The organism is Pseudomonas putida (genome assembly GCF_025905425.1).
GTDB lineage: Bacteria > Pseudomonadota > Gammaproteobacteria > Pseudomonadales > Pseudomonadaceae > Aquipseudomonas > Aquipseudomonas putida_AF.
This window is the reverse complement of record NZ_CP109603.1, coordinates 80,720-101,535: the sequence shown is the minus strand read 5'-3', so window position 1 is coordinate 101,535 and position 20,816 is coordinate 80,720. Positions and strand designations below refer to the sequence as shown.

20 protein-coding genes are annotated in these 20,816 nt (G+C 64.1%); 8 read left to right on the top strand and 12 right to left on the bottom strand.

The window, feature by feature from the left end:
* The first annotated feature begins 121 nt into the window (after window positions 1–121).
* Window positions 122–1,096 (top strand): 2-hydroxyacid dehydrogenase, encoded by a 975-nt coding sequence (locus OGV19_RS00485; RefSeq protein WP_264311636.1) that lies wholly within the window; start codon window positions 122–124, stop codon window positions 1,094–1,096.
* Between the two features lie 9 nt (window positions 1,097–1,105).
* On the opposite strand, the gene OGV19_RS00480 is transcribed toward OGV19_RS00485, so the two are convergent.
* On the bottom strand, window positions 1,106–2,002 hold the full coding sequence (locus tag OGV19_RS00480; RefSeq protein ID WP_264311635.1) for a DMT family transporter: 897 nt from the start codon (window positions 2,000–2,002) through the stop codon (window positions 1,106–1,108).
* Between the two features lie 253 nt (window positions 2,003–2,255).
* On the opposite strand from OGV19_RS00480, the gene OGV19_RS00475 reads away from it, so the two are divergent.
* A complete protein-coding gene (locus OGV19_RS00475; protein WP_264311634.1) occupies window positions 2,256–3,131 on the top strand; it encodes a helix-turn-helix domain-containing protein in 876 nt (291 codons plus the stop codon).
* A gap of 126 nt (window positions 3,132–3,257) precedes the next feature.
* Here OGV19_RS00475 and OGV19_RS00470 read toward each other — a convergent pair whose 3' ends face one another.
* The 6 genes from OGV19_RS00470 to OGV19_RS00445 all read right to left on the bottom strand — a co-directional run bounded on the left by OGV19_RS00470 (window position 3,258) and on the right by OGV19_RS00445 (window position 9,572).
* Entirely contained in the window at window positions 3,258–5,648 is a 2,391-nt protein-coding gene (locus OGV19_RS00470) for a TonB-dependent siderophore receptor (protein ID WP_264311633.1), read from the bottom strand.
* Between the two features lie 158 nt (window positions 5,649–5,806).
* Window positions 5,807–6,790, bottom strand: coding sequence for a FecR family protein (locus OGV19_RS00465; RefSeq protein ID WP_264311632.1), 984 nt, complete (start codon window positions 6,788–6,790; stop codon window positions 5,807–5,809).
* Window positions 6,787–7,344 carry an RNA polymerase sigma factor gene (locus OGV19_RS00460; RefSeq protein WP_264311631.1) on the bottom strand — a complete coding sequence of 186 codons (558 nt, stop codon included), beginning with the start codon at window positions 7,342–7,344 and terminating at the stop codon, window positions 6,787–6,789. The genes OGV19_RS00465 and OGV19_RS00460 overlap by 4 nt, the downstream gene beginning before the upstream one ends.
* 22 nt (window positions 7,345–7,366) lie before the next feature.
* A complete protein-coding gene (locus tag OGV19_RS00455) occupies window positions 7,367–7,693 on the bottom strand; it encodes a DUF3325 domain-containing protein (protein WP_264311630.1) in 327 nt (108 codons plus the stop codon).
* Window positions 7,693–9,270, bottom strand: coding sequence for a PepSY-associated TM helix domain-containing protein (locus tag OGV19_RS00450; protein WP_264311629.1), 1,578 nt, complete (start codon window positions 9,268–9,270; stop codon window positions 7,693–7,695). Before OGV19_RS00450 ends, OGV19_RS00455 begins: the two co-directional genes overlap by 1 nt.
* A complete protein-coding gene (locus OGV19_RS00445; RefSeq protein WP_264311628.1) occupies window positions 9,267–9,572 on the bottom strand; it encodes a DUF3649 domain-containing protein in 306 nt (101 codons plus the stop codon). The genes OGV19_RS00450 and OGV19_RS00445 overlap by 4 nt, the downstream gene beginning before the upstream one ends.
* A 193-nt stretch (window positions 9,573–9,765) precedes the next feature.
* Between OGV19_RS00445 and OGV19_RS00440 the strand changes: the two genes are divergently transcribed.
* The 4 genes from OGV19_RS00440 (at window position 9,766) to OGV19_RS00425 (ending at window position 14,285) form a co-directional block, all read left to right on the top strand.
* Window positions 9,766–10,260: a sigma-70 family RNA polymerase sigma factor gene (locus tag OGV19_RS00440; protein ID WP_264313866.1), complete on the top strand. Its 495-nt coding sequence runs from the start codon at window positions 9,766–9,768 to the stop codon at window positions 10,258–10,260.
* On the top strand, window positions 10,257–11,183 hold the full coding sequence (locus OGV19_RS00435; RefSeq protein WP_264311627.1) for a FecR domain-containing protein: 927 nt from the start codon (window positions 10,257–10,259) through the stop codon (window positions 11,181–11,183). Before OGV19_RS00440 ends, OGV19_RS00435 begins: the two co-directional genes overlap by 4 nt.
* Window positions 11,184–11,432: 249 nt before the next feature.
* The gene (gene fecA / locus OGV19_RS00430) at window positions 11,433–13,757 is read left to right on the top strand and encodes a TonB-dependent Fe(3+) dicitrate receptor FecA (RefSeq protein WP_264311626.1); all 2,325 of its coding nucleotides are present in this window, start codon (window positions 11,433–11,435) and stop codon (window positions 13,755–13,757) included.
* A gap of 180 nt (window positions 13,758–13,937) precedes the next feature.
* On the top strand, window positions 13,938–14,285 hold the full coding sequence (locus tag OGV19_RS00425; RefSeq protein ID WP_264311625.1) for an HPF/RaiA family ribosome-associated protein: 348 nt from the start codon (window positions 13,938–13,940) through the stop codon (window positions 14,283–14,285).
* An 89-nt stretch (window positions 14,286–14,374) separates the two neighbouring features.
* Here OGV19_RS00425 and OGV19_RS00420 read toward each other — a convergent pair whose 3' ends face one another.
* Entirely contained in the window at window positions 14,375–14,845 is a 471-nt protein-coding gene (locus OGV19_RS00420) for a phosphate-starvation-inducible protein PsiE (RefSeq protein ID WP_264311624.1), read from the bottom strand.
* 231 nt (window positions 14,846–15,076) lie between these two features.
* On the opposite strand from OGV19_RS00420, the gene OGV19_RS00415 reads away from it, so the two are divergent.
* Complete coding sequence (locus OGV19_RS00415) at window positions 15,077–15,340, top strand: YebG family protein (RefSeq protein ID WP_264311623.1); 264 nt, start codon at window positions 15,077–15,079, stop codon at window positions 15,338–15,340.
* Between the two features lie 223 nt (window positions 15,341–15,563).
* Here the strand turns inward: OGV19_RS00415 and OGV19_RS00410 are convergent, their stop codons facing one another.
* Window positions 15,564–16,583, bottom strand: coding sequence for a Leu/Phe/Val dehydrogenase (locus OGV19_RS00410; protein WP_264311622.1), 1,020 nt, complete (start codon window positions 16,581–16,583; stop codon window positions 15,564–15,566).
* A 124-nt stretch (window positions 16,584–16,707) separates the two neighbouring features.
* Between OGV19_RS00410 and OGV19_RS00405 the strand changes: the two genes are divergently transcribed.
* Window positions 16,708–17,514, top strand: coding sequence for a SirB1 family protein (locus tag OGV19_RS00405; protein ID WP_264311621.1), 807 nt, complete (start codon window positions 16,708–16,710; stop codon window positions 17,512–17,514).
* On the opposite strand, the gene maiA is transcribed toward OGV19_RS00405, so the two are convergent.
* From maiA to hmgA, 3 genes are read right to left on the bottom strand one after another with little or no spacing between them, the layout of a single operon-like run.
* The gene (maiA, locus tag OGV19_RS00400) at window positions 17,508–18,140 is read right to left on the bottom strand and encodes a maleylacetoacetate isomerase (RefSeq protein WP_264311620.1); all 633 of its coding nucleotides are present in this window, start codon (window positions 18,138–18,140) and stop codon (window positions 17,508–17,510) included. The two genes, OGV19_RS00405 and maiA, sit on opposite strands and share 7 nt — an antisense overlap.
* 12 nt (window positions 18,141–18,152) lie before the next feature.
* Window positions 18,153–19,445, bottom strand: coding sequence for a fumarylacetoacetase (gene fahA, locus OGV19_RS00395; protein WP_264311619.1), 1,293 nt, complete (start codon window positions 19,443–19,445; stop codon window positions 18,153–18,155).
* Between the two features lie 3 nt (window positions 19,446–19,448).
* A complete protein-coding gene (gene hmgA / locus OGV19_RS00390; RefSeq protein ID WP_264311618.1) occupies window positions 19,449–20,750 on the bottom strand; it encodes a homogentisate 1,2-dioxygenase in 1,302 nt (433 codons plus the stop codon).
* Window positions 20,751–20,816 lie beyond the last annotated feature (66 nt).

Here is a 20,816-nt window from a genome sequence, read left to right as displayed (position 1 = left end):
ATTGATCTGACTTCAGTCTGTACCGGCCTCTTCGCGGGCAAGCCCGCTCCCACAGGGTTTGCGCTAAGCCAAGAAGAGCCCGGTACAGGCCACCTCCACCGCCTTGCAGAGAAGTAGCCCGATGAAAAAGACCGTCCTGGCCTTCAGCCGTATCACCCCGGCCATGGCCGAGCGCCTGCAGCAAGACTTCAACGTGATCCTGCCGAACCCCAAGCTCGGCGACATCAACGCTCAGTTCAACGAAGCCCTGCCCGAAGCCCACGGCCTGATCGGCGTCGGGCGCAAGCTTGGCCGTACGCAACTCGAAGGCGCGGCCAAGCTTGAAGTGGTCTCCAGCGTCTCGGTCGGCTACGACAACTATGACGTCGACTACTTCAATGAGCGCGGCATCGCCCTGACCAACACCCCCGACGTACTGACCGAAAGCACCGCAGACCTTGGCTTCTCGCTGATCATGGGCTGCGCTCGCCGCACGGCCGAGCTGGACGCCTGGACCAAGGCCGGCCAGTGGCAGGCCACCGTCGGCCCGGCGCACTTCGGCAGCGATGTGCACGGCAAGACCCTGGGTATCGTCGGCATGGGTAACATCGGCGCGGCCATTGCCCGCCGTGGCCGGTTCGGTTTCAACATGCCGGTCATCTATACCGGCAACAGCCGCAAGGTTGCACTGGAGCAAGAGCTGGGGGCGCAGTTCCGCAGCCTGGAGCAACTGCTGGCTGAAGCCGATTTCGTCTGCATCGTGGTGCCGTTGTCCGACGCCACCCGCAAGCTGATCGGTGAGCGTGAGCTGAAGCTGATGAAGCCAAGCGCCTTCCTGATCAACATCGCCCGCGGCCCGGTGGTCGACGAAGCGGCGCTGATCGAAGCCCTGCAGAACGGCACGATTCGCGGTGCCGGCCTGGATGTGTACGAGAAAGAACCGCTGAGCGCGTCGCCGCTGTTCAAGCTACCCAACGCCCTGACCCTACCGCACGTCGGCTCGGCCACCGCCGAAACCCGCGAGGCCATGGCCAACCGGGCGATGGACAACCTGCGCGCGGCGCTGTTGGGCGAGCGGCCGCGGGACCTGGTAAACCCGCAGGTGTGGAAGGGCTGATCATTCGCCCTAGCGAGCCAGCACCACTGTCGGCTTGAGCCTAGGCTTGCGAAACACCAGCACATTCCCCGCCATGACCGCGACGAGCCCCAGTAAGGCTGGGGCCGTCCACTGGTACCCTTCGGCAAACGCCGACACATTCAACGCCACCAACGGGAACAGCACCGTGCAATAGGCCGCGCGCTCCGGGCCCATACGCCCGACCAGCGTCAGGTAGGCAGTGAAGCCGATCACTGAACCTGGGATTACCAGGTACATCAGCGACCCGATGTAGCGGGTGTTCCATTCCATGGCGAAGGGAATGCCGCTGAACAGGCAATACACCGTCAACATCGCCGCGCCATAGACCATGCCCCAGGCATTGGTGGTCATGGGTTTGAGCCCGGCTTTCTGCTGCATGCTCGACAGCATGTTGCCGGCCGAGAAGCACAGCGTGCCGAGCAGGGCCAGGCCGAGGCCGTACAGGGTTTCGCGACTGGCCGCATGGTGGCCGAGTTCTGGCCAGAACAGCAGGCCCAGGCCCAGCAGCCCCAATGCCCCGCCACCCAGCACGTTGGCGGCGATCTTCTGGCCGAAGAACACCCGAGCGTTGAGTGCGTTCCACAGGGTTGCGGTGGAGAACACCACGGCGATCAGGCCGCTGGCGATCCACTGGCTGGCAGTGAGAAAGCACATGAAATTGACGCAGAACAGGCATAGGCCCTGGGCCAGGCAGATCAGGTGGCCGCGGCGGTTCATCGGTTGCAGGCGGCGGGTGAGCAACAGGATGGCGAACAGGATCAAGCCGGCCAGGGCAAAGCGGTAGACGATCGAGACCGGGATGGCGACTACGCCCAGCTGCAGTTTCAGGGCGATCCAGGTGGTGCCCCAGATCAGGACGGTGAGCAGGTACAGGGACAGGTTCATGGCGGTGATTCCTTGGGCCTTTCAAAATCGGTGCCCGGCGCTTCGCGGGGCAAGCCCGCTCCCACAAGTTACCGAGCAGTCTTCGGATTCTGTGGGAGCGGGCTTGTCCCGCGAATCGAGGGCGCAGCCCTCGCCAGGGCCACCAGTGTTCCCCCAGGCCACTGCCCTGCGCTTGCACAAACTTGCGCTTTTCCATCTCCGCTAGCTGTCACCACCGCACAAGCGCAGTACGATGGCCCCAGAGGAATCGCCCATGACCCCACTCTCCCAGTTGCAAGTCTTCAACGCCATGCACGCCTCGCCCCACGCCCGTCTGGAGCTGAGCGCGCACCTGGGCGATGGCTTGGCTGCGGCGCTGTGGCACAACCGCGACGATGCCCGCGACTACCAGGCGCCAAGCCATCACACGCTGTCGTGCTACATCGCCGACGGCACCGGCACTTTTCGCCGCCAGCGCCCGGCCGACAAGGGTGCGCCGAACAAGCTGTGCATCATGCCGGCCGGCCATGAGTCGAACTGGGTGGTCAATGGCGCGATCCGCCTGGCGCATCTGTACATCAGCGAGGCGCAGTTCGCCCTCGGCTGCGTGCGCCTGCTTGACCGCGAGCCACGGGAGTTGCAGTTGCAGGAGGCGACCTTTCTTGACGACCCACAACAGTCGGCGCGCTTTCGCCAGTTGATCAGCCTGGCCTGGGAGGAGCCCGGCGAGCGCCTGCTGGCCAGCAGCCTGGCGCATGAAATCGTCGACCACGCGGTGCTCCGCCAGGTTGGGCTACGTCAGGGATTGCGCTTGAAAGGCGGGTTGGCGCCGAATCTGCGTCGGCAGTTGGTGGAGTACATCGAGGCGCACCTGGACCAGCCCATCACCCTCGGCGAACTGGCCGTGCGCTGCAACCTGTCCGAGTACCACTTCGCGCGCATGTTCCGCACAAGCTTTGGCCTGCCGCCGCACCAATACCTGCTGGCTCGGCGGCTGCACCGCGCTTGCCAGCTGCTGCGCCTCGGTCAGCTTGCGCTGGGAGAGGTTGCGTTGCTGTGCGGGTTTGCTAGTGCCAGCCATTTCAGCAACCGGTTTCGCCAGGCGCTCGGCGCGACGCCTGGCGACTATCGCGCAGCCTTCAACAGTTGATTGGGGCCGCTATGCGGCCCTTCGCGGGCAAGCCCGCTCCCACAGAAAAAGTGCAGCCCTGAAGAGCGACACCGTACCTGTGGGAGCGGGCTTGCCCGCGAAGGGCTGCAAAGCAGCCCCACTACCTCAGAACTCGAAGGTGCTGGACAGGCTCACCTGCCGCGCATCGCCAACCGCGACAAAGTACTGGTTCACCGCCGAGCTGTAGTAAACCTTGTCGAACAGGTTCTTCACGTTCAACTGCAAGCGCACGTTGTGTTCGTCGAGCTTGGTCTCGTAAGTGGCAAAGGCATCGGCGACGGTATTGCTGGGCAAATCGAAAGTGTTGGTCGAGTTGCCCGAACGCTCGCCCACATAACGGGCCCCAGCACCAAAGCGCAGCCGGTCGCCACCGAACAAACTGCCAAAGTCATACACCGCCGACAGCGAGCCACTGTGCTTGGCCACGTTCTGCAGGCGGTTGCCCTCAAGGTCCGGGTCTTTGGTGACCTTGGCATCGGTAAAGGCATAGCTGCCGATCAGGCTCCAGCGCTCGCTGAGCTGCCCGGTCAGGTCAAGCTCCACACCCCGTGAATTGACCTCGCCTGCGTTGCTATACACCGTCTCGCCAGTCCCACTGTCGAAATTGGCGACCAACACATTGCGCTTGGTGATGTCGAACAGCGCCAGGGTACCGGTCAGGCTGCCCGGCATGTCCAACTTGGCGCCCAGCTCCCACGACTTGCCCTCCTCTGGCGCCACCGAGGCGTCCAGCACTACACCACCGGTCAGCGGCGCAATGCTGGAGTTGGGCTTGAACGACTCGCTGTAGCTGCCATAGAACGAAAGCTGCTCATCGACTTTGTAGACAATACCGGCATGCGGCACCCAGGCCTGGCCGCTGGTGTCGGTATTGGCCTTGAACGGGCGCCCGCGGCCTGCGTACTGGTCGAACTGCTGAAAGCGCGCACCTGCCACCAGAATCCAGTGCTCGTCCAGGTGCAGGGCATCCTGCACGAACAGCGCGTCGGTGCGCAGCTTGTCGGTCTGGTCGCTGTCGCTGGCGCGCACGCTGCTGCCCTCCACTTCCTGGCCGTAGACCGGGTTCACATAGCTGAAGCTGGACTGCGCAGTCTGGCGAATCAGGTCGCCACGAAACACCTTGCGGTCTTCGTGATCGAGGCCGAACAACAGGTCATGCTGCAGGCCGCCCACCTGCACATTGCCCGTCAGGCTCAGGGTGGCGAACTGGTCGCGGCTCATGGCGTTGTGCGTGCCGTCGATGCTGCGCGTCAGCGTGCCCTTGGCTTCGTTGACGCCGGTTATACGGACTTGGCTGGCGTCGTAGGTCTCGCGGTTGAAGCTGTAACCAAAATGCAGCTTCCAGTCGTCGGCCAACTGGTGATCGACCTCCAGGCGGTACAGGTCGGAGCGCCCTTGCATGTCGTTGAACGGCTCATCCAGGCGACGCGTGGCCGGAATGTCCAACGGGTGGCCATTGCTGCCAAATGCCGTGCCACGGTCGAACGGGTAAAGAAACTCGCGGTGCTCGTACGCCACCACCACCTGGGTGGCCTCACCCAGCCAGGCCAGCGACGGCGCCACCAGCGATTCGCGGTGCACGCCAAAGTTGCGCCAGTAATCCTCATCCTCGTGATCGACGATCAGGCGGTAGGCGAAGTTGCTGTCGCCGAGTGCGCCAGTGCTGTCGAAACCACCACCGCTGCCATGCTTGCCGCTGCCGTAGGTCGAGCCACGCACCGTCAGTGCGTTGTACTGCTGCAGTTGTGGGCGCTTGCTGACCACGTTGATGACCCCGCCTGGGTCCTGGATGCCATACAGCAACGAGGCCGGGCCTTTGAGCACTTCGACGCGCTCGGTGCTGGCATTCAGGCTACGGCCCTGCACGATGGGCATGCCATCACGCATGATCGAGCCGTCGCGGTTGTCACCAAAGCCGCGCTTCATCACGGTGTCGGAGGTGCCGCCAAAGTTGTTGCCCTGGGTGATGCCGCTGACGTTGGTCAAGGCGTCATCGAGGTTGCGTGGGGCCTGGTCGCGAATGACCTGTGCCGGGACCACGTTGATGGCCTGGGGGATGTCCTGGTTCGGGCCCTGGCCGCGCATGATCGAGGCGGTGGCCGGGGGCTGGTAGCTGTAGACGTCCATCTGCGAGGTCACGGTGGTGGCCTGCAGGTTCAGTGCCCCTTCGTTGTTCATGGTTTCGAGGGTCAGGGTGCGTGCATCGACGCGGCGCCAGGTCAGGCCGGACGTGCCCAGCAATTGCTGCAGCGCCTGCTCTGCGCTGAAGGTGCCGTTGAGGGCGGGTGCTTGCAGGCCTGGAAGCTCAAGGGTGTAGACCACGCTCTGGCCGGTAGCGCGGCTGAAGGCATTGAGCGCCTGGGCCAGAGGCTGGCTCGGCTGGGCGAAGGTGTATGCCTGCACATGCTCGGCGGCCACGGCCAGCGGTGCGATGGCGATGACCGGTAACAGTGAAAGACCGAGCCAGAGGTGGACGCAACGCGGGGTGAACTTCATGGACGCTGACCTGTAAGTGGGTGTCGATTGCGAATTAATCGCACTTCCACTCATTACACGGATGCCACGTCCTGTTACCTCATCCGTTATTTCAAATTTTTTACCTGGGCCGGCCTCTTCGCGGGCAAGCCCGCTCCCACAGGTTCTGGCACAGGTGTCTAGCGGATAATCGTCAAACGCCCCAATACGGTCTGGCGGGAAAAGCCCATCACGTTGCCGAGTGAATCGAGTGCTGCCAAAGGCGCTTGCACCGGGAAACTGCCACTGACCTTACGCTGCCCCAACTCACCGTCGAGCAGCACAATGCGCCCCGGATAGTAGCGCCCGAGGTCCTCGACCACCTGCGCCAACGGCACCTGGTAGTAATTCAGCCATCCCTGGCGCCAGGCCAGACGGCTCTCGCTGTCCACACTCAAGGGGGTACCCGCTCGGCCGTCAAGGTAAGCCAGCTGCTGATTGGCCGTCAGTTCACGGGCAACCTCCCCTGGCTCGGGCTGCACCGCAACCCGCCCACTGCGCACCGTCACCTGCGCGCCGTCACCCTGTTCTCGCACCTCGAACTGGGTCCCCAGCACCCGCACTTCACCGCCTGCGGCGGCTACCAGAAACGGCTCGCCGGTGTGGGTGACCTGGAAGAACGCCGCCCCGCGCAGCAGCCGCACACGGCGCTCGCCATGGGCAAAGTCGACTGCAATGGCACTGCCCGCATCCAACGTCACCTGCGATTGGTCCGGCAGGGTCACCTGGCGGACTTGCCCCGTGCTGCTGTAGTCGGCCTGCAAGTCCTGCAGCCAGAAGCCAGGGTGCCAACCGCCTGCAGTGCCGACCGCCAGCACCAGGCAGGCTGCCGCCGCGAAGGCCACGGCCCGGTACCGCCAGCGGCCTCGGGCAGGTGCCTTGGCCATGGCATCCAGATACGGTTGCAGGCCTTCGCGCGCTTCATCGGCCAGCCGCGCCGCTGGCACCGCGCTCATCTGCCACAGCGCCTGAGCCTGTGCGTACGCCTCACGATGCCCCGGGTCGGCCAGCAACCAACGCTTGAACGCCACGCCATGGGCTTGCTCAGGCTGCTCGTTGATGCGGCTCAGCCACTGCAGCGCCGCCTGTGACTGCGCGGCAGTGATCGGATTCGGACGGCTCATCGACGGGCGCTCCCAGGCCTGCGCAGGGTGGATGCGGGCTCGGCGATACTCGCCTTGCACGCTTCGAGGGCGCGCATCATATGCTTTTCAACGGCGCTCTGGGACAGTTGCATGGCCGTGGCGATCTCGCTGTACTTGCAACCGTGGATGCGGTTGAGCAGAAAGATCTGCCGCGTACGTTCGGGCAAGGCACGCAATGCAGCCTCGATGCGCTGCAGGTCGTGATCGATTTCCAGGGCTTGATCAGGCTCCGGGACGCTGGACTGCTCATCCACGGCCTGCGTGGCTTCAGCCACCCGCCCACGGCTGCCTTCGCTGCGCAGGTGGTCGATGGCAAGGTTGCCGGCGCAGCGCAGCAGGTAGGTGTCCAGTGCTTCGACCTTGACCTCGGGGCGGCGCCAGAACCGCAGGAACAACTCCTGGACCAGGTCCGATGCCGTCGCCCGACAGCCGACCCGGCGGCTCACCAGTGCCTCCATGCGCGCCCGCTGCGCCAGGAATACCTGGACGAAACGCGCGCGCCCGCTGGCGCTGTCGGCGTCAGGTTCGAGCATGTCTGCCGGCTCGCTCAAGCGCTCACACAGCCAGCACGGCCAGCAGCGGGCCAAGCACCAGGCTGGCGGCGGCCAGGCCCAGCAACAGACGCGGCTGGTACGGCAGGCCGAACACCCAGAGGGTCACCCCCGCCATCAACACCGCGATCCACTCGACCAGGCCATGGGCCCAGCCCCGCAGGTGCACGCTGAGCACCAGCGACAGCAGCAACAGCAGCCAGCCACCGACGCGCAGCAAACGCACCTGTTGCGGGCGCGGCTTGCGGCCCAGCAGCTCGCTGAAGTGCTTTTCCATGGCCAGGCACAGGGCCACGAAGCCGGCGAAGCCGATCAGTGCAATCCCCAGCATCAGCCCACCTCGACCACGTCAGTAACCGGTTTTTTTGCCCCGCGCGAAGCGCGCTTGGCCACAGGCTTAGGGGCGCGCAACATCTTGCGGGCCGCCCAGGCCAGGAACAGGCCGGTAGCCAGCGCCGTGAGGTCGAACCCCGCCATGGCCCAGTCACCAACCTGCAACGACTGATCGAGGCCTTGGCCGGTGGTCAGGCCATTGACCAGCGGCAGCAAGGCAAAGGCCAGCGCGCCCAGCGCCAGTTGCTCGCCCCAGGCGCGGCGGCCGGATCGCAGCACGGCATGCACCAGCGACAGCGCCCAAACCAGGAAGAACGTGTTGACCTCCCAGTCGGCGCGGCCTTCCAGCGCCATAGGGACCAGCCGATTGGCCCAGAAGAACCCCGCCACCGCCAGCAGCAGGCCACTCATGCTGACAATGTTGAGCACCTCGACCAGGCGCAATTCGCCCGGCATGTGCGCACTCTTGGCATGCTTGAGCTGACGCTTGCCCAGCCACATCACCAAGCCTGTGCCGATCACTGCAGTACCGGCCACACCGAAGAAGAAGTACAGCCAACGCAGCCAGGGGCCAGCGAAGTTGCCCATGTGCAGGCCGGCGAAGCTGAAGGCCGTCATCATCGCGCCGGTCTCTGGCGCACCTTGGCTCAACAACGCACCGCTGACACCGTCGAAGGTCCAGTTGGCGCTGCGCCTGTAGGCGACGTTGTCGGCGGAGGCCTGGGTGAAGGTGACCCGCGCATTGCCGTCACCGGGGTTCTGCAGCTGGATGTAACCGATGCGCGCGCCCGGCACCTGTTCCTGAACCTTGGCGTACAGCGTCGGCAAGGGCACCAGCGGCATCACGACGTTGGCAGCCTTGGGCGCATCGTCACGGCCGAACAGCTCATTGAAGTACTCGCCGCTGTTGCCGCCATAACTGGCCATGATGCCGGCAGGCATCACCATGTACATGAACAGCACCAGGCTGCTGTAGCTGATCATCAGGTGGAACGGCAGCACCAGCACGCCAATCGCGTTGTGCCCGTCCAGCCAGGAGCGCTGGCCTTTGCCTGGGCGGAAGGTGAAGAACTCCTTGAAGATCTTCTTGTGGGTGATGATCCCGGTAACCAGGCCCACCAGCATGATGAAGGCGCAGAACGTCGACAGCCAGCGGCCGAACGGGTGCGGCATTTCGAGTTGGAAGTGGAAGCGGTAGAAGAACTCGCCACCCCGGCTGTCGCGGGCCTCGACCGGCTGGCCGGTCTGCGCGTCGAGGCGCTTGCTGACAAAACCGCGCCGCCCGGCCTCAGGGTCGCGCCAGCCTACGTTCAGCGCAGCCTCGCGCTCATTAGGCAAGCGGATCATCCAACTGCTGGCGTGCGCGGCGTTGGCCTCCAGGTAGCGCTGGGCCAGGCCCAGGCTGTTCACCGGGTCGAGCGCATGGCTGCGCACTTCGGGCTGGGTCCAGTGGTTGATCTCTTCCTTGAAGTACGACAGCGTGCCGGTGAGGAAGATGGCGAACAGCAGCCAGCCGAAGATCAGCCCGGTCCAGGTGTGCAACCAGGCCATGGCCTGGCGGAAGCCTTCTTTCATGGGTTCTTCATCCAATGGGCAAAACCGCTGACCACACCCAGCACCAGGCTCGGCCCCAGCACGCCAAACCAGGCACGCCAGGCGCTGCGGCAGGCAAAGCACCAGATGAAGGCCAGCAGGTAGAAGACGAATGACAGCAGCAGGCCGGTGAGGGTCGCATCGACACGCGGCATAGGCGCCAGCAAAGCAATGCTGATACTGGCCATGGATGCCAGCAGATAACCGCCCAGCACGGCGGCCAGGCAACGTGAGGCCACGGCCAGTCGGTAGCTGAGCGGGAGACCGGCGGCTTTGCTCTTCATGGCGGAGGTCCGGGCGTTTTTGGGGCTGCAATAATAATGATTTCAATTCTCATATGCAAAGCCTTGCACTGCTGCGCCGCCCATCGCCGACACGCTGACGGTGAAGCCCTGGAGGATTGCCGTGAGCAGGGTCGATCACTACAATGCGAACAATTCTTACTTCCAGTCGCGCATTCAGGCGCCGGAGTACACGGTGTCCAGCGCCCTCTCTTCAACGGTCGAAGGCCTCTTTCACGCCCATCACAACTGGCTGACCGGCTGGTTGCGCCGCCGCCTGGGCTGCCCGCAGAGTGCCGCGGACCTGGCGCAGGACACCTACGTACGCTTGCTGCAGGCCCGCGAGACGCCGCAATTGATCGAACCACGGGCGTTCCTGGCCACTGTGGCCAAGCGGGTACTGTGCAACCACTTGCGCCGCCAGGAACTGGAGCGCGCCTACCTTGAGGCCTTGGCCCAGGTGCCGGAAGACGTGGCACCGAGCGAGGAACACAAAGCGATCATCTTCGAGACGCTGCTGGAGCTCGATCGCCTGCTTGATGGCCTGCCAGCGCTGGTCAAGCGCGCCTTCCTGCTGGCCCAGGTCGATGGCCTGGGCCAGGGCGAAATTGCGCGTGAGCTGGACGTGTCGCTGGCCACGGTCAAACGCTACCTGAACAAGGCGGCCATGCGCTGTTACTTCGCCCTGTGAATACCCAATTCTCGCCGCAGGTGGCCGAGCAGGCCGTGCACTGGTTGATCGAGTCCCAGGGTGATGATTTCGACCATGCCCAACAGCTGGCGCTGGATCACTGGTTACAGGCCGATCACGAGCACCAGCGTGCCTGGGCGCATATTCAACAGGTCAACCAACGGCTACGCGGTGTGGCCTCGCCGGTCGTGCACGCGACGTTGCAGGCGCCGCAATCTGCCGCGCGGCGACGGGCACTGAAGGTACTGCTGCTGGTGGGTGTGGCCAGTGCCACCGGGCTGGGGCTGCAGCAGCACAACCCCTTGCCGGGGCTGATGGCCGATTACCGCAGCCCGGTCGGCCAGCGTCGGCGGATGAACCTGGAAGACGGCAGCGTGCTGCAACTCAATACCCGCAGCGCCGCCGATGTGCGCTTCGATGGGCAACAGCGTGTGGTGCATCTGCGCGAAGGCGAGCTGGCGCTGGAGGTAGCCAAGGATGCGCGGCCGTTGCTGCTGCGCACCGGCGAAGGTGCGCTGCGCATGGACAGCGGACGCTTCAACGTACGCCAGTACGACGGGTTCAGTTTGGTATCGGTGTTCAGTGGTACCGCCAGCGTTTCTGGCCACGCCTTGCTGGCAGGGCAACAGGCTCGCTTGGCGGGCAACGGTTGGCGGGCGATCACAGCGCTGGAGCGCAATGCCGGGGCCTGGGTCGACGGCATGCTGGTGGCGTCACAGATGCGCCTGGGGGATTTCCTCGCCGAACTCGGTCGCTACCGGCAGGGGCAGCTGGGGTGCAGCGACCGGGTCGCCGACCTGCGGATTTCCGGGTCTTATCCGCTGGATGACAGTGAGCGGATCCTGCAGATGCTGGAGGTGGCGTTGCCGGTGCGGGTGCGGCGGTTTACCCGGTACTGGGTGACGGTCGATAGCCTGACGTGAGATTGCCGGGGCCGCTGCGCGCCCCATCGCAGGCAAGCCAGCTCCCACAATGACCACTGTAGGCTGGGCAATCTCCCACAGATACAGCGCCACCCGTGAAAGGGTTGCTGGCCCTGTGGGAGCTGGCTTGCCTGCGATGAGCTGCACAGCAGCCCCAACTACTGCCACACATTTTTTTGCACTCACCTGAGCCATTTGCCAACCCTCGCGTGACAGACAAGGCAGAACCCTTTTATCAGGACCTCACCCATGCCGTTGCGCCCCAGCCCCCTCGTCCACGCCCTGCTGCTCGCTACCACCCTCGGCCTTGCCACACCCGCGGCCCACGCCGAAGCACGCAGCTACCACATTGCCGCCGGTTCCCTTGAAGACGCCCTCAACCAGTTCGGTCGCGAGAGCGGCGCACTGATTTCGTTCGGCTCGCAACTGACCCAAGGCATGCACACGCAAGGCCTGGACGGCCAGTATGACGTACGCCAGGGCCTCGACTCGCTGCTGCGCGGCAGCGGCCTGCAGGCCCGGCAGGAAACCGACAACGCCTTCAGCCTGCAACCGCTGGGCGCCGCCACTGCAGGCGCCCCGGTTGAGCTGGGGGCCTCGACGGTGGTCGGCGACTGGTTGGCCGAAGCCCAGCAGGACAACGTCTTCGAACACGCTGGCGCCCGCGACGTCGTGCGCCGTGAGGCATTCGAACGCAGCGGCGCGACCACCGCCCGTGAAGTGCTCAACCGTATGCCTGGGGTGAACGCGCCGGACAACAACGGCACCGGCAGCCATGACCTGGCACTGAACTTTGGCATCCGTGGCCTCAACCCACGGTTGGCGTCACGCTCCACTGTGCTCATGGACGGCATCCCGGTGCCCTTCGCGCCGTATGGCCAGCCTCAGCTGTCGCTGGCGCCGATCAGCATGGGCAACATGGATGCCGTGGACGTGGTGCGCGGCGGCGGCGCGGTGCGCTACGGCCCGCAGAACGTCGGCGGCATCGTCAACTTCGTGACCCGGGCGATCCCCGAGCAGGCGACGTTCAAGGCCGCCATGCAAAACCAGATCAGTCCATCCTCGAGCCATGACGGTTTCAAGAACAGCGCCAACCTGCTGGTCGGTGGCACCAATGCCAATGGTTTGGGCGGCGCCCTGCTCTACTCCGGCACCCGTGGCGGCGATTGGCGCGAGCACAGCGACACGCAGATCGACGACCTGATCCTCAAGGGCAAGCTGCAGCTCGACGAAGCCAACAGCCTGCACGCCATGGCCCAGTACTACGAGGGCGAAGCCGACATGCCCGGTGGCCTGAGCAGCGCCGATTTCGCTGCCGACCCCTACCAGTCAACGCGCCTGAAGGACAAGTTCTGGGGGCGTCGCACGCTGGTCAACGTCGGCTACGACTACAAGCAGGACGACCGCCAGTTCAGCGTCAACAGCTTCTTCACCAAAACCCTGCGCAGCGGCTACCTCGATCAGGGCAGCTTCGTTTCGCTGTCGCCACGCGAATACTGGGTGCGCGGCATCGAGACCCGCTTCTCTCAGGGCGTTGCGTTGGGTGACAGCTGGCACGAGCTTGGCATCGGCTACCGCTATGTCAACGAAGCCGGCCACGAACTGCGCTTCCGAGAACCGGTCAACGGCGACCTGCCGACCACCGCCAGCCGCAACGACCGCGACACCCGCGGCAGCACCGAAGCCCATGCCATCTACCTGGATGACCGCATCGACATCGGCCGCTGGACCATCACCCCGGGCGTGCGCTACGAGATGATCGACTCCGAGCAGAGCAACAAGCTCAACGGCCAGCGCTACCAGGGCAGCTACAACACCGCCTTGCCGGCACTGAATGTGATGTACCACCTGACCGACACCTGGAACCTGTATGCCAACACCGAGGGTTCGTTCGGCAGCGTGCAGTACAGCCAGATGCCCAACCGCGTCAGCAGCGGCGAAGTGAAACCGGAGAAGGCCCGTACCTGGGAGGTCGGCACACGCTACGACAATGGCGACCTACAGGCGGAGATCGGCGCGTTTCTGATCAACTTCGACAACCAGTACGAAAGCAACCAGACCAACGATTCGGTGATCGCACGCGGCGAGACCCGGCACCAAGGCATCGAGACCAGCATCCGCTATGCCCTCGACGGCCTTAGCCCGGCACTGGCCGGCTTCGATGTGCACGCCAGCTATGCGTTCGTCGACGCCACCATTCGCGAAGACGGGCCGAACAAGGGCAACCAGGTGCCGTTCTCGTCACGGCACAAGGGCACGCTGGGCGTCGGTTACACCGAAGGCCCATGGCAATTGGACCTGGATGGCAGCTTCCAGAGCAGCCAATATGCCGACAACGCCAACACCGGCGAGGAAAGTGCCGATGGCAGCACCGGGCGTATCCCCGGCTACATGCTGGTCAGCACCCGTGCCGGGTATGACTTTGGCCCGCAGCTGTCGAACCTGAAGGTGGCGGTAGGGGTGAAGAACCTGTTCAACCGCGAGTACTACACGCGTTCGTTCGACGATAACAACAAGGGCAAGTACGTGGGTGAACCACGAACCCTGTACGTGCAGACCTCTGTGGCGTTCTGAGCAAACCTGAGGGTCGCCTTGCGGCCCTCGCCATGCATTTGCAACAAGAAGTTTATTTTCAAAAAGGGCTTGAAATCATTTCGCCGTTGCCTGACCTTAGAGTCAAGAGGCGCAGAAATTCCAAGGGTCTCAAGGGCCTAGGCGCGCCTCCATGCGAGCAAGCTGAATAAGGATTGAATCATGCAAATCCAGGTCAACAGCAGCAACCATATCGAAGGTAACGCCCGGCTCGACGAGTGGGTCCGCAGTACGCTGGAAAGCTCACTCGAACGTTACGAGGACGACCTCACCCGCATCGAGGTCCACCTGCGCGACGAGAACGGCACCAAGCCCGGACCGCATGACAAACGTTGCCAAATGGAGGCTCGCCCCAAAGGCCACCAACCGATTTCCGTGACCCACACCGCCACCTCGCTGGACCAGGCGGTCGATGGTGCCGCCACCAAGCTCAACCATGCGCTTGAGCACTTTTACGGCAAGTTGCGCAGCAAGCGCGGCGTGCTGGAACTGAGTGACCCCGACGCCTGATGGTTGCAATAAAACGCCCGGCCTAGCGCCGGGCGTTTTCGTTTCTGCCAAACAGTGGTGCTGAACCAACGCGCGTGGCCAACTGAAGGCTACTTGCCCTCCTCCACTTCCTTGCCGTTGGCATCCAGTACCTTGGTCGAGGGGTAGCGGTACGACGCGTAGCGCACCACCAGGATCGAGAACGCCAGCAACAGGATGCCACCGCACAGGTACAACAGCCCCTCATCCGGCGCCTTGTGGTGCGAAACATCGCCGATCAGCAGGCGCGTCAACGCGGTGATCGCCACGTACAGCAGGAAGCGAATGGGCATGTGGTTGGTCTTGAAGTAGATCCCGACCATGGCCCCCAGCTCCAGGTAGATGAACAGCAGCAGGATGTCATCGACACTGATCCCCCCCTTGCCGAGCATGTCCAGAAACGTCACCACCGCCGCGTAGGCGGTAATGGCGCCGATGCCGAACAGCGCCAGATAATGGAATGCCTCGACACACAAGTTGCCCAACGAGTCGGCCGAGCCGTGCAGGCCCTTGCGCAGCTTTTCAGCCCATTTGATGTTCACGATTGTCCCATTCCCCGATACGCCATGAAGGATGATGCGTCACCTGTGTGACGCTTGTGCCATGCAGTTAAAGGGCCAGGCCCTCGCCTTGGAAGGCGACCAATTGCCGCAAGGCACCTGTGGGCTACGCTTTTGCCGCAAGATTCTGGTTGCGCACGATGCCCGATGCCATTACTGTATAAAAACACAGTAAAACGCAACCCAACCAGCAAAAAGGCATAGAGGTGATGAATGGCCGTCGAAGTGGTGTACCGCAGCAGCCGCGACCCGGAGCGCTTGTTCATGGATAAGGCCGAAGCAGATCGTCACGACAAGATGCTCGAACTGGCCGAGCGCCTGGCCGAAGTGTTGCACAAGGCGGTGCCATCGCTGACTGAGCAACAGGTCGAAGAGGCCGGTATCTATATGGCCAAGAACCGCGACGTGTTCGCCCGGGCATTCAAGAGCCAGCCAGATGCGTTGGCAGAGTTGCTCGAAGGCCAAGCGGCCGAATAACTGCGCTGCCTTACTCAGTACAGTGTGGGAGCGGCGATGCGGCGGTCCGACTTGTCTCGCGAATGGGCCCACTCGGTAGATGGCATCGGCTTCGCCGGTGTTCGCGGGCAAGCCCGCTCCCACAGGCATCGTGCCGTCTTTAGCGATTCGAACAAGACAGTTGCTTCCACATGGAGCCCCGCTAATCAATGAGTGACGCTTTGCTCCAACAACAAGACCGGATTCAGCCGTAGAGCAAGCGCTCCGCCAGCATCTGCGCCACCCGCGCCGGCGAACGCTTTTCCGCCTGGGCATGGCCAAACACTTCGGTCAGCCGCGTTGGAATACGCGCCAGGTGCGCCGTGATGGTCCCCAGGTCCTCGCCACGGTGGGTCAACGCCACATAGATCAACCCACCGGCATTGATCACATAATCAGGCGCATACAGTATCCCGCGCGATTCCAGCTGGTCGGCTACCTGCAGTGTGGTCAGCTGGTTATTCGCCGCGCCCGCCACCGCCGCGCAGCGCAGCTGCATCACGCTCTGCCCGTTGAGCACAGGCCCCACGCCACACGGGGCGAAAATATCGCAGGGGGTGCTGATCAACGCATCGTTGGTGACCGGATGTGCATTGAACTGCTCGACCGCCAACCTCACCCGCCCTGGGTCCAGGTCACTCACCAGCAGCTCCGCACCCGCTGCGTGCAGCTGCTCGGCCAAGGCATAGCCAACGTTGCCCAGCCCTTGCACCGCGACCCGCAAGCCTTCCAGGTTGTAGCTGCCCAGCCGGGCATAGGACGTGGCGCGAATACCTGCGAACACCCCCATCGCAGCATGCGGTGAAGGGTCACCCGAAGCCGTGGTACTGGTCACATGCGGCGTACTCTGGGCGATGCAGTCCATATCCACAGTGGAGGTACCGCTGTCCACGGCCGTGATGAAGCGCCCGTGCAAGGTATCGACGAAACGCCCGAATGCCTCGAACAGCGCCGCGCGGTTTTCAACATGAGGGTTGCGCATGATCACCGCCTTGCCACCACCCAGCGGCAAACCGGCCAGCGCGGCCTTGTAGCTCATGCCCTGGGCCAGGCGGATCGCGTCGGTCATGGCGCTCTCGTCATCGGCGTAGGGCAGGTAGCGACAACCGCCCATGGCGGGGCCCAGTTGTTCGCTGTGGATAACCACCACGGCCTTCAGGCCCGTCGGCGGGTCGATGAACACGTGCAGCGACTGGGTACGGGTACTTTGCATCAAAGCGAACATCGGCGGGCTCCCCAACGAGGTGCTCCTACCAGTATAGGCAGGCCCACGTTGCTAGCACCTCGGTCAGACCACTGGACGAAACAGCGGGCCACGGCTAATAGTTAAAGGTATGTGGAGAAGCCCCATGAAGCCACGTCAAGCCTGCCTGGCCTGCCTGGAACGCGAGCCTGCCGCCCTGCTGGAAGCCGCACTGTGGATCGCCGCCGAGCACGACCCTGCTGTCGAGCCCGCAAACAGCCTCGCCTTGCTCAATGACCTGCAGCGCGAGATCAGCGCAAAATTGCCGATGCTGCCCCTGTGCGAACTGGCCCAACCGCTGCTGCGCCAGCTCAATGCCTTGGGCTTTCAACAAGACGAATATCACCCGTTGCGGCCACACGCGGCGATGATGGACAAAGTCCTGCAGCGCCGTCGCGGCCAGCCGTTGACCCTGGCCATCCTGGCCCTGGAACTGGCGGGGCGCCTGTCCATTGCGCTGGAAGGCGTGGGCTTCCCTGGCCACTTCCTGCTGCGCGTGCCCGGTGCCGACCACCTGCTTGACCCTTGCGGCGGCAGGCGCTTATACCCCAGCGATTGCCGCGACCTGCTCGCACGCCAGTTCGGCCCACACGTGCCGCTCAACGCAGAGCACATGCGCACGGCCAGCCCACGGCAGATGCTGCAACGCCTGTCACGCAACCTACGCCAATTGCACATCAGCAACGACAACCACCTGGCCGCGCTGATCGACGCTGAGCGGGTCATGCAACTGGGCCCGGTGCAAGTCAGCGACTACACCACCCGCGCTACGCTCTACCAGTACCTGGATTGCCCACAGGCCGAGCGTTTCGACCTGGAGCATGCCTTGCTACTGACAGAAGACCCGGTGCAACGCCTGAAGCTGACCGAGCGTATCGGCAAGCTCCCGACGCAGCACCATTCCATTCACTGAGCCGGTGTGTCCGGCTGCTGCGAGGGATGCGCCTTGGCGAACGCCGGGTGCTGGGCAGCCAGTGCGGCGACCCGACGGATCCGTGGATAACCGCCGAGGTCGATGTTGAAGCGCTCGGCAGCGTACAGCTGCGGCAGCAGGTAGACATCCGCCAACCCCGGCTCGTCGCCAAAGCAGAAACCGTGCTCGCCGATCAGTTGCTCCACCGCCGAGAGCCCTTGGCCGATCCAGTGAGCAATCCACTGGTTGACCTGAGGCTCGTCCTGGCCCGCCTGCCGAAGCAGGTTGAGCACACTGACGTTGTGCAGCGGATGGACATCGCAACCGATGATCGCCGCCACGCCCCGCACCTTGGCCCGCCCCTCGGCAGTGTCCGGCAGCAACGCGGGCTGTGGATAAACCTCTTCCAGGTATTCGATGATCGCCGGTGACTGCACCAACAGCTCACCGCTGTCGGTGCGCAGGGCCGGCACACGGCCCTGCGGGTTCACGGCGACATAGTCCGCACCGCGCTGCTCACCCTTGAGCAGGTTGACCGGCAGCGACTGGTAATCCAGCCCCTTGAGCGCCAGCGCGATGCGCACCCGGTAGGACGAGGTGGAACGGTAGTAAGTGTACAGCTCCATACCCCTGCCCCCTCAGTTGGCCGCGATGACTTTGCCGCGGCATTCGCCGAAGCCGATGCTGGCCACGCCATCACCCGTGCAGCGGGCGCGCAGGATGATCTCGTCGCCGTCTTCGAGGAACTTGCGCACCTCGCCGCTGGCCAGTTCCACCGGCACTTTGCCGCCCTCGGTGATTTCCAGCAGGCTGCCAAAAGAGCCCGGCGTTGCACCCGACAGCGTGCCCGAACCGAACAGGTCGCCCGGTTGCAGCTGGCAACCGTTGACGCTGTGGTGGGCAACCATTTGCGCCACGGTCCAGTACATGCTGCGGGTGTTGCTCAGGGTCAGGCGGTGAGCGGCCAGGCCCTGCTCGCGCATGCGCTCGGTGAGCAGCAGCACTTCAAGCTCGATGTCGAACGCACCATTGGCCTGGTCACGTGCGTCCATCAGATAAGACAGCGGCTGCGGGTCGCCCTGCCCACGCGCCGGCTGCGCACGGCGGAACGGCTCCAGGGCCTCGGCCGTCACTACCCAGGGCGAGATGCTGGTGATGAAGCTCTTGGACAGGAACGGCCCTAGCGGCTGGTATTCCCAGGCCTGGATATCACGCGCCGACCAATCGTTGAGCAGGCAGAAGCCCGCCACGTGCTCGGCGGCATCACCCACCGGGATCGACTGGCCCATGTCATTGCCCTGGCCAATCCAGATGCCCAGCTCCAGCTCGTAGTCCAGGCGTGCGCAGGGGCCGAAGCTCGGCTCGGTGTGCCCGGCTGGCAGTGTCTGGCCCTTAGGGCGGCGCACATCGGTACCCGACGGGCGAATGGTCGAGGCACGACCGTGATAGCCGATCGGCACGTGCTTGTAGTTGGGCAGCAGCGGGTTGTCCGGGCGGAACAGCTTGCCGACGTTCTTGGCGTGTTCGATGCCAACATAGAAATCGGTGTAGTCGCCAATTTTGGCCGGTACATGCAGTTGGCAATCCACGGCTGGGTAAAGCGCGGCGTTCAGCGCCGACTGGTGTTCGCTGTGTTCGCCGAGCAGCACCAGCAGGCGCTCGCGCAGGGCCACACGGGCGCCACGGCCAAGCGCGAAGAAGGCGTTCAGGGCACCACCGCGGGTAGCTTCCACCGCAGCCTTGGCCTCGCCTTCGAACAGCCCCGCAGCGAGTACCGCCTCCAGGTCAAGAATGGCATCGCCGATGGCCACGCCGCAGCGCAGCGCTTCACCCGGCCGGCTGAAGATACCCAATGGCAGGTTCTGCAGCGGGAAATCGCTGTGGCCGTTGGCATGCTCGACCCAGCTACGGGTAATGGCGGTCTGGTTCATGGGTTATCTCCGGTTCGGGGTGAAGGTGCTCGGCAAGGTGGCCCAGCAACTGTCGTAGTCGGCCTGCAATTGCGGGCATTCGAGTGCATGGCGGCTCGGGCGCAGCACTTGGCTGGTCTCGAACATGAAGGCCATGGTGTTGTCGATCTTGTGCGGTGCGAGGTCGGCGGCGATGGCCTTGTCGCAGGTCTCGGCGTCGGGGCCGTGGGCACTCATCACCCCGTGCAACGAGGCGCCGCCGGGCAGGAAACCCTCGGCCTTGGCATCGTAGGCGCCCTGGATCAAGCCCATGAACTCGTTCATCAGGTTGCGGTGGAACCATGGCGGACGGAAGGTGTTCTCGGCCACCATCCAGCGCGGTGGGAAGATCACGAAGTCCATGTTGGCCAGGCCATGCACGCTAGTTGGCGACGTCAGCACGGTGAAGATGGACGGGTCCGGGTGGTCGAAGCTGACCGTACCGATGGTGTTGAAGCGGCGCAGGTCGTATTTGTAGGGCACGTTGCTGCCGTGCCAGGCGACCACGTCCAGCGGCGAATGCTGCAGCTCGCAGGCCCAGTGTTCGCCAAGGAATTTCTGCACCAGTTGAACCGGGCCCTCGGCCTCTTCGTAGTGGGCCACCGGCGTGAGGAAGTCACGCGGGTTGGCCAAGCCATTGCTGCCGATCGGCCCGAGGTCCGGGATGCGCAGCGGCGCACCGTGGTTTTCGGCCAGGTAGCCACGGGCCTGGCCATCGAGCAGCTCGACGCGAAACTTCATGCCCCTTGGGATCACCGCGATTTCCAGCGGTTCGACGTCCATGACACCAAGCTCGGTAGCGATCCGCAGGCGACCCTGCTCCGGCACCAGCAGCAGTTCACCGTCGGCATTGAAGAACACCCGCTCCATGGAGCGATTGGCACTGTAGATGTAGATACTCACACCCGCCGGTTTTTCTGCCGGCGCGTTGGCCACCATCGGCACCCAGCCCTCGATGAAGTCGGTGGGCTCGGTGGGGATCGGTTGCGGGTTCCAGCGCAGGCGGTTGGGCGTGACGGCACCCAGCGGCCCCGTCAGTGGCTGGCGCGCCAGGCGCTCGAAACGCGGGTGCAGTGCAGACGGGCGGATGCGGTACAGCCAGGTGCGACGCAACTCACTGCGGGTCATGGTGAACGCCGTGCCCGAAAGCAGTTCGGCATACAACCCGTAGGGGGCTTTCTGCGGCGAATTCTGCCCGACCGGCAAGGCACCCGGCAGTGCTTCGCTGGCAAACTCGTTGCCGAAGCCGCTCAGGTAGTGAAGGTCGGGGGACGTGTCGCGGTTCATCGATGCCTCCGGGCTCTCGCAGAGCCGTTGCTGGCAGCTGGCTGCTGGGGTGGCAGCGCGTCTGCA

Coding starts and splice junctions, on each gene's coding strand:
- OGV19_RS00470 (WP_264311633.1), bottom strand. CDS start 5,648: ATGAAGTTCACCCCGCGTTGCGTCCACCTCTGGCTCGGTCTTTCACTG.
- hmgA (WP_264311618.1), bottom strand. CDS start 20,750: ATGAACCGCGACACGTCCCCCGACCTTCACTACCTGAGCGGCTTCGGC.
- OGV19_RS00415 (WP_264311623.1), top strand. CDS start 15,077: ATGGCCGTCGAAGTGGTGTACCGCAGCAGCCGCGACCCGGAGCGCTTG.
- OGV19_RS00410 (WP_264311622.1), bottom strand. CDS start 16,583: ATGTTCGCTTTGATGCAAAGTACCCGTACCCAGTCGCTGCACGTGTTC.
- fecA (WP_264311626.1), top strand. CDS start 11,433: ATGCCGTTGCGCCCCAGCCCCCTCGTCCACGCCCTGCTGCTCGCTACC.
- OGV19_RS00455 (WP_264311630.1), bottom strand. CDS start 7,693: ATGCTGGGGATTGCACTGATCGGCTTCGCCGGCTTCGTGGCCCTGTGC.
- OGV19_RS00450 (WP_264311629.1), bottom strand. CDS start 9,270: ATGAAAGAAGGCTTCCGCCAGGCCATGGCCTGGTTGCACACCTGGACC.
- OGV19_RS00465 (WP_264311632.1), bottom strand. CDS start 6,790: ATGAGCCGTCCGAATCCGATCACTGCCGCGCAGTCACAGGCGGCGCTG.
- OGV19_RS00445 (WP_264311628.1), bottom strand. CDS start 9,572: ATGAAGAGCAAAGCCGCCGGTCTCCCGCTCAGCTACCGACTGGCCGTG.
- OGV19_RS00480 (WP_264311635.1), bottom strand. CDS start 2,002: ATGAACCTGTCCCTGTACCTGCTCACCGTCCTGATCTGGGGCACCACC.
- OGV19_RS00460 (WP_264311631.1), bottom strand. CDS start 7,344: ATGCTCGAACCTGACGCCGACAGCGCCAGCGGGCGCGCGCGTTTCGTC.
- fahA (WP_264311619.1), bottom strand. CDS start 19,445: ATGAACCAGACCGCCATTACCCGTAGCTGGGTCGAGCATGCCAACGGC.
- maiA (WP_264311620.1), bottom strand. CDS start 18,140: ATGGAGCTGTACACTTACTACCGTTCCACCTCGTCCTACCGGGTGCGC.
- OGV19_RS00475 (WP_264311634.1), top strand. CDS start 2,256: ATGACCCCACTCTCCCAGTTGCAAGTCTTCAACGCCATGCACGCCTCG.
- OGV19_RS00485 (WP_264311636.1), top strand. CDS start 122: ATGAAAAAGACCGTCCTGGCCTTCAGCCGTATCACCCCGGCCATGGCC.
- OGV19_RS00425 (WP_264311625.1), top strand. CDS start 13,938: ATGCAAATCCAGGTCAACAGCAGCAACCATATCGAAGGTAACGCCCGG.
- OGV19_RS00405 (WP_264311621.1), top strand. CDS start 16,708: ATGAAGCCACGTCAAGCCTGCCTGGCCTGCCTGGAACGCGAGCCTGCC.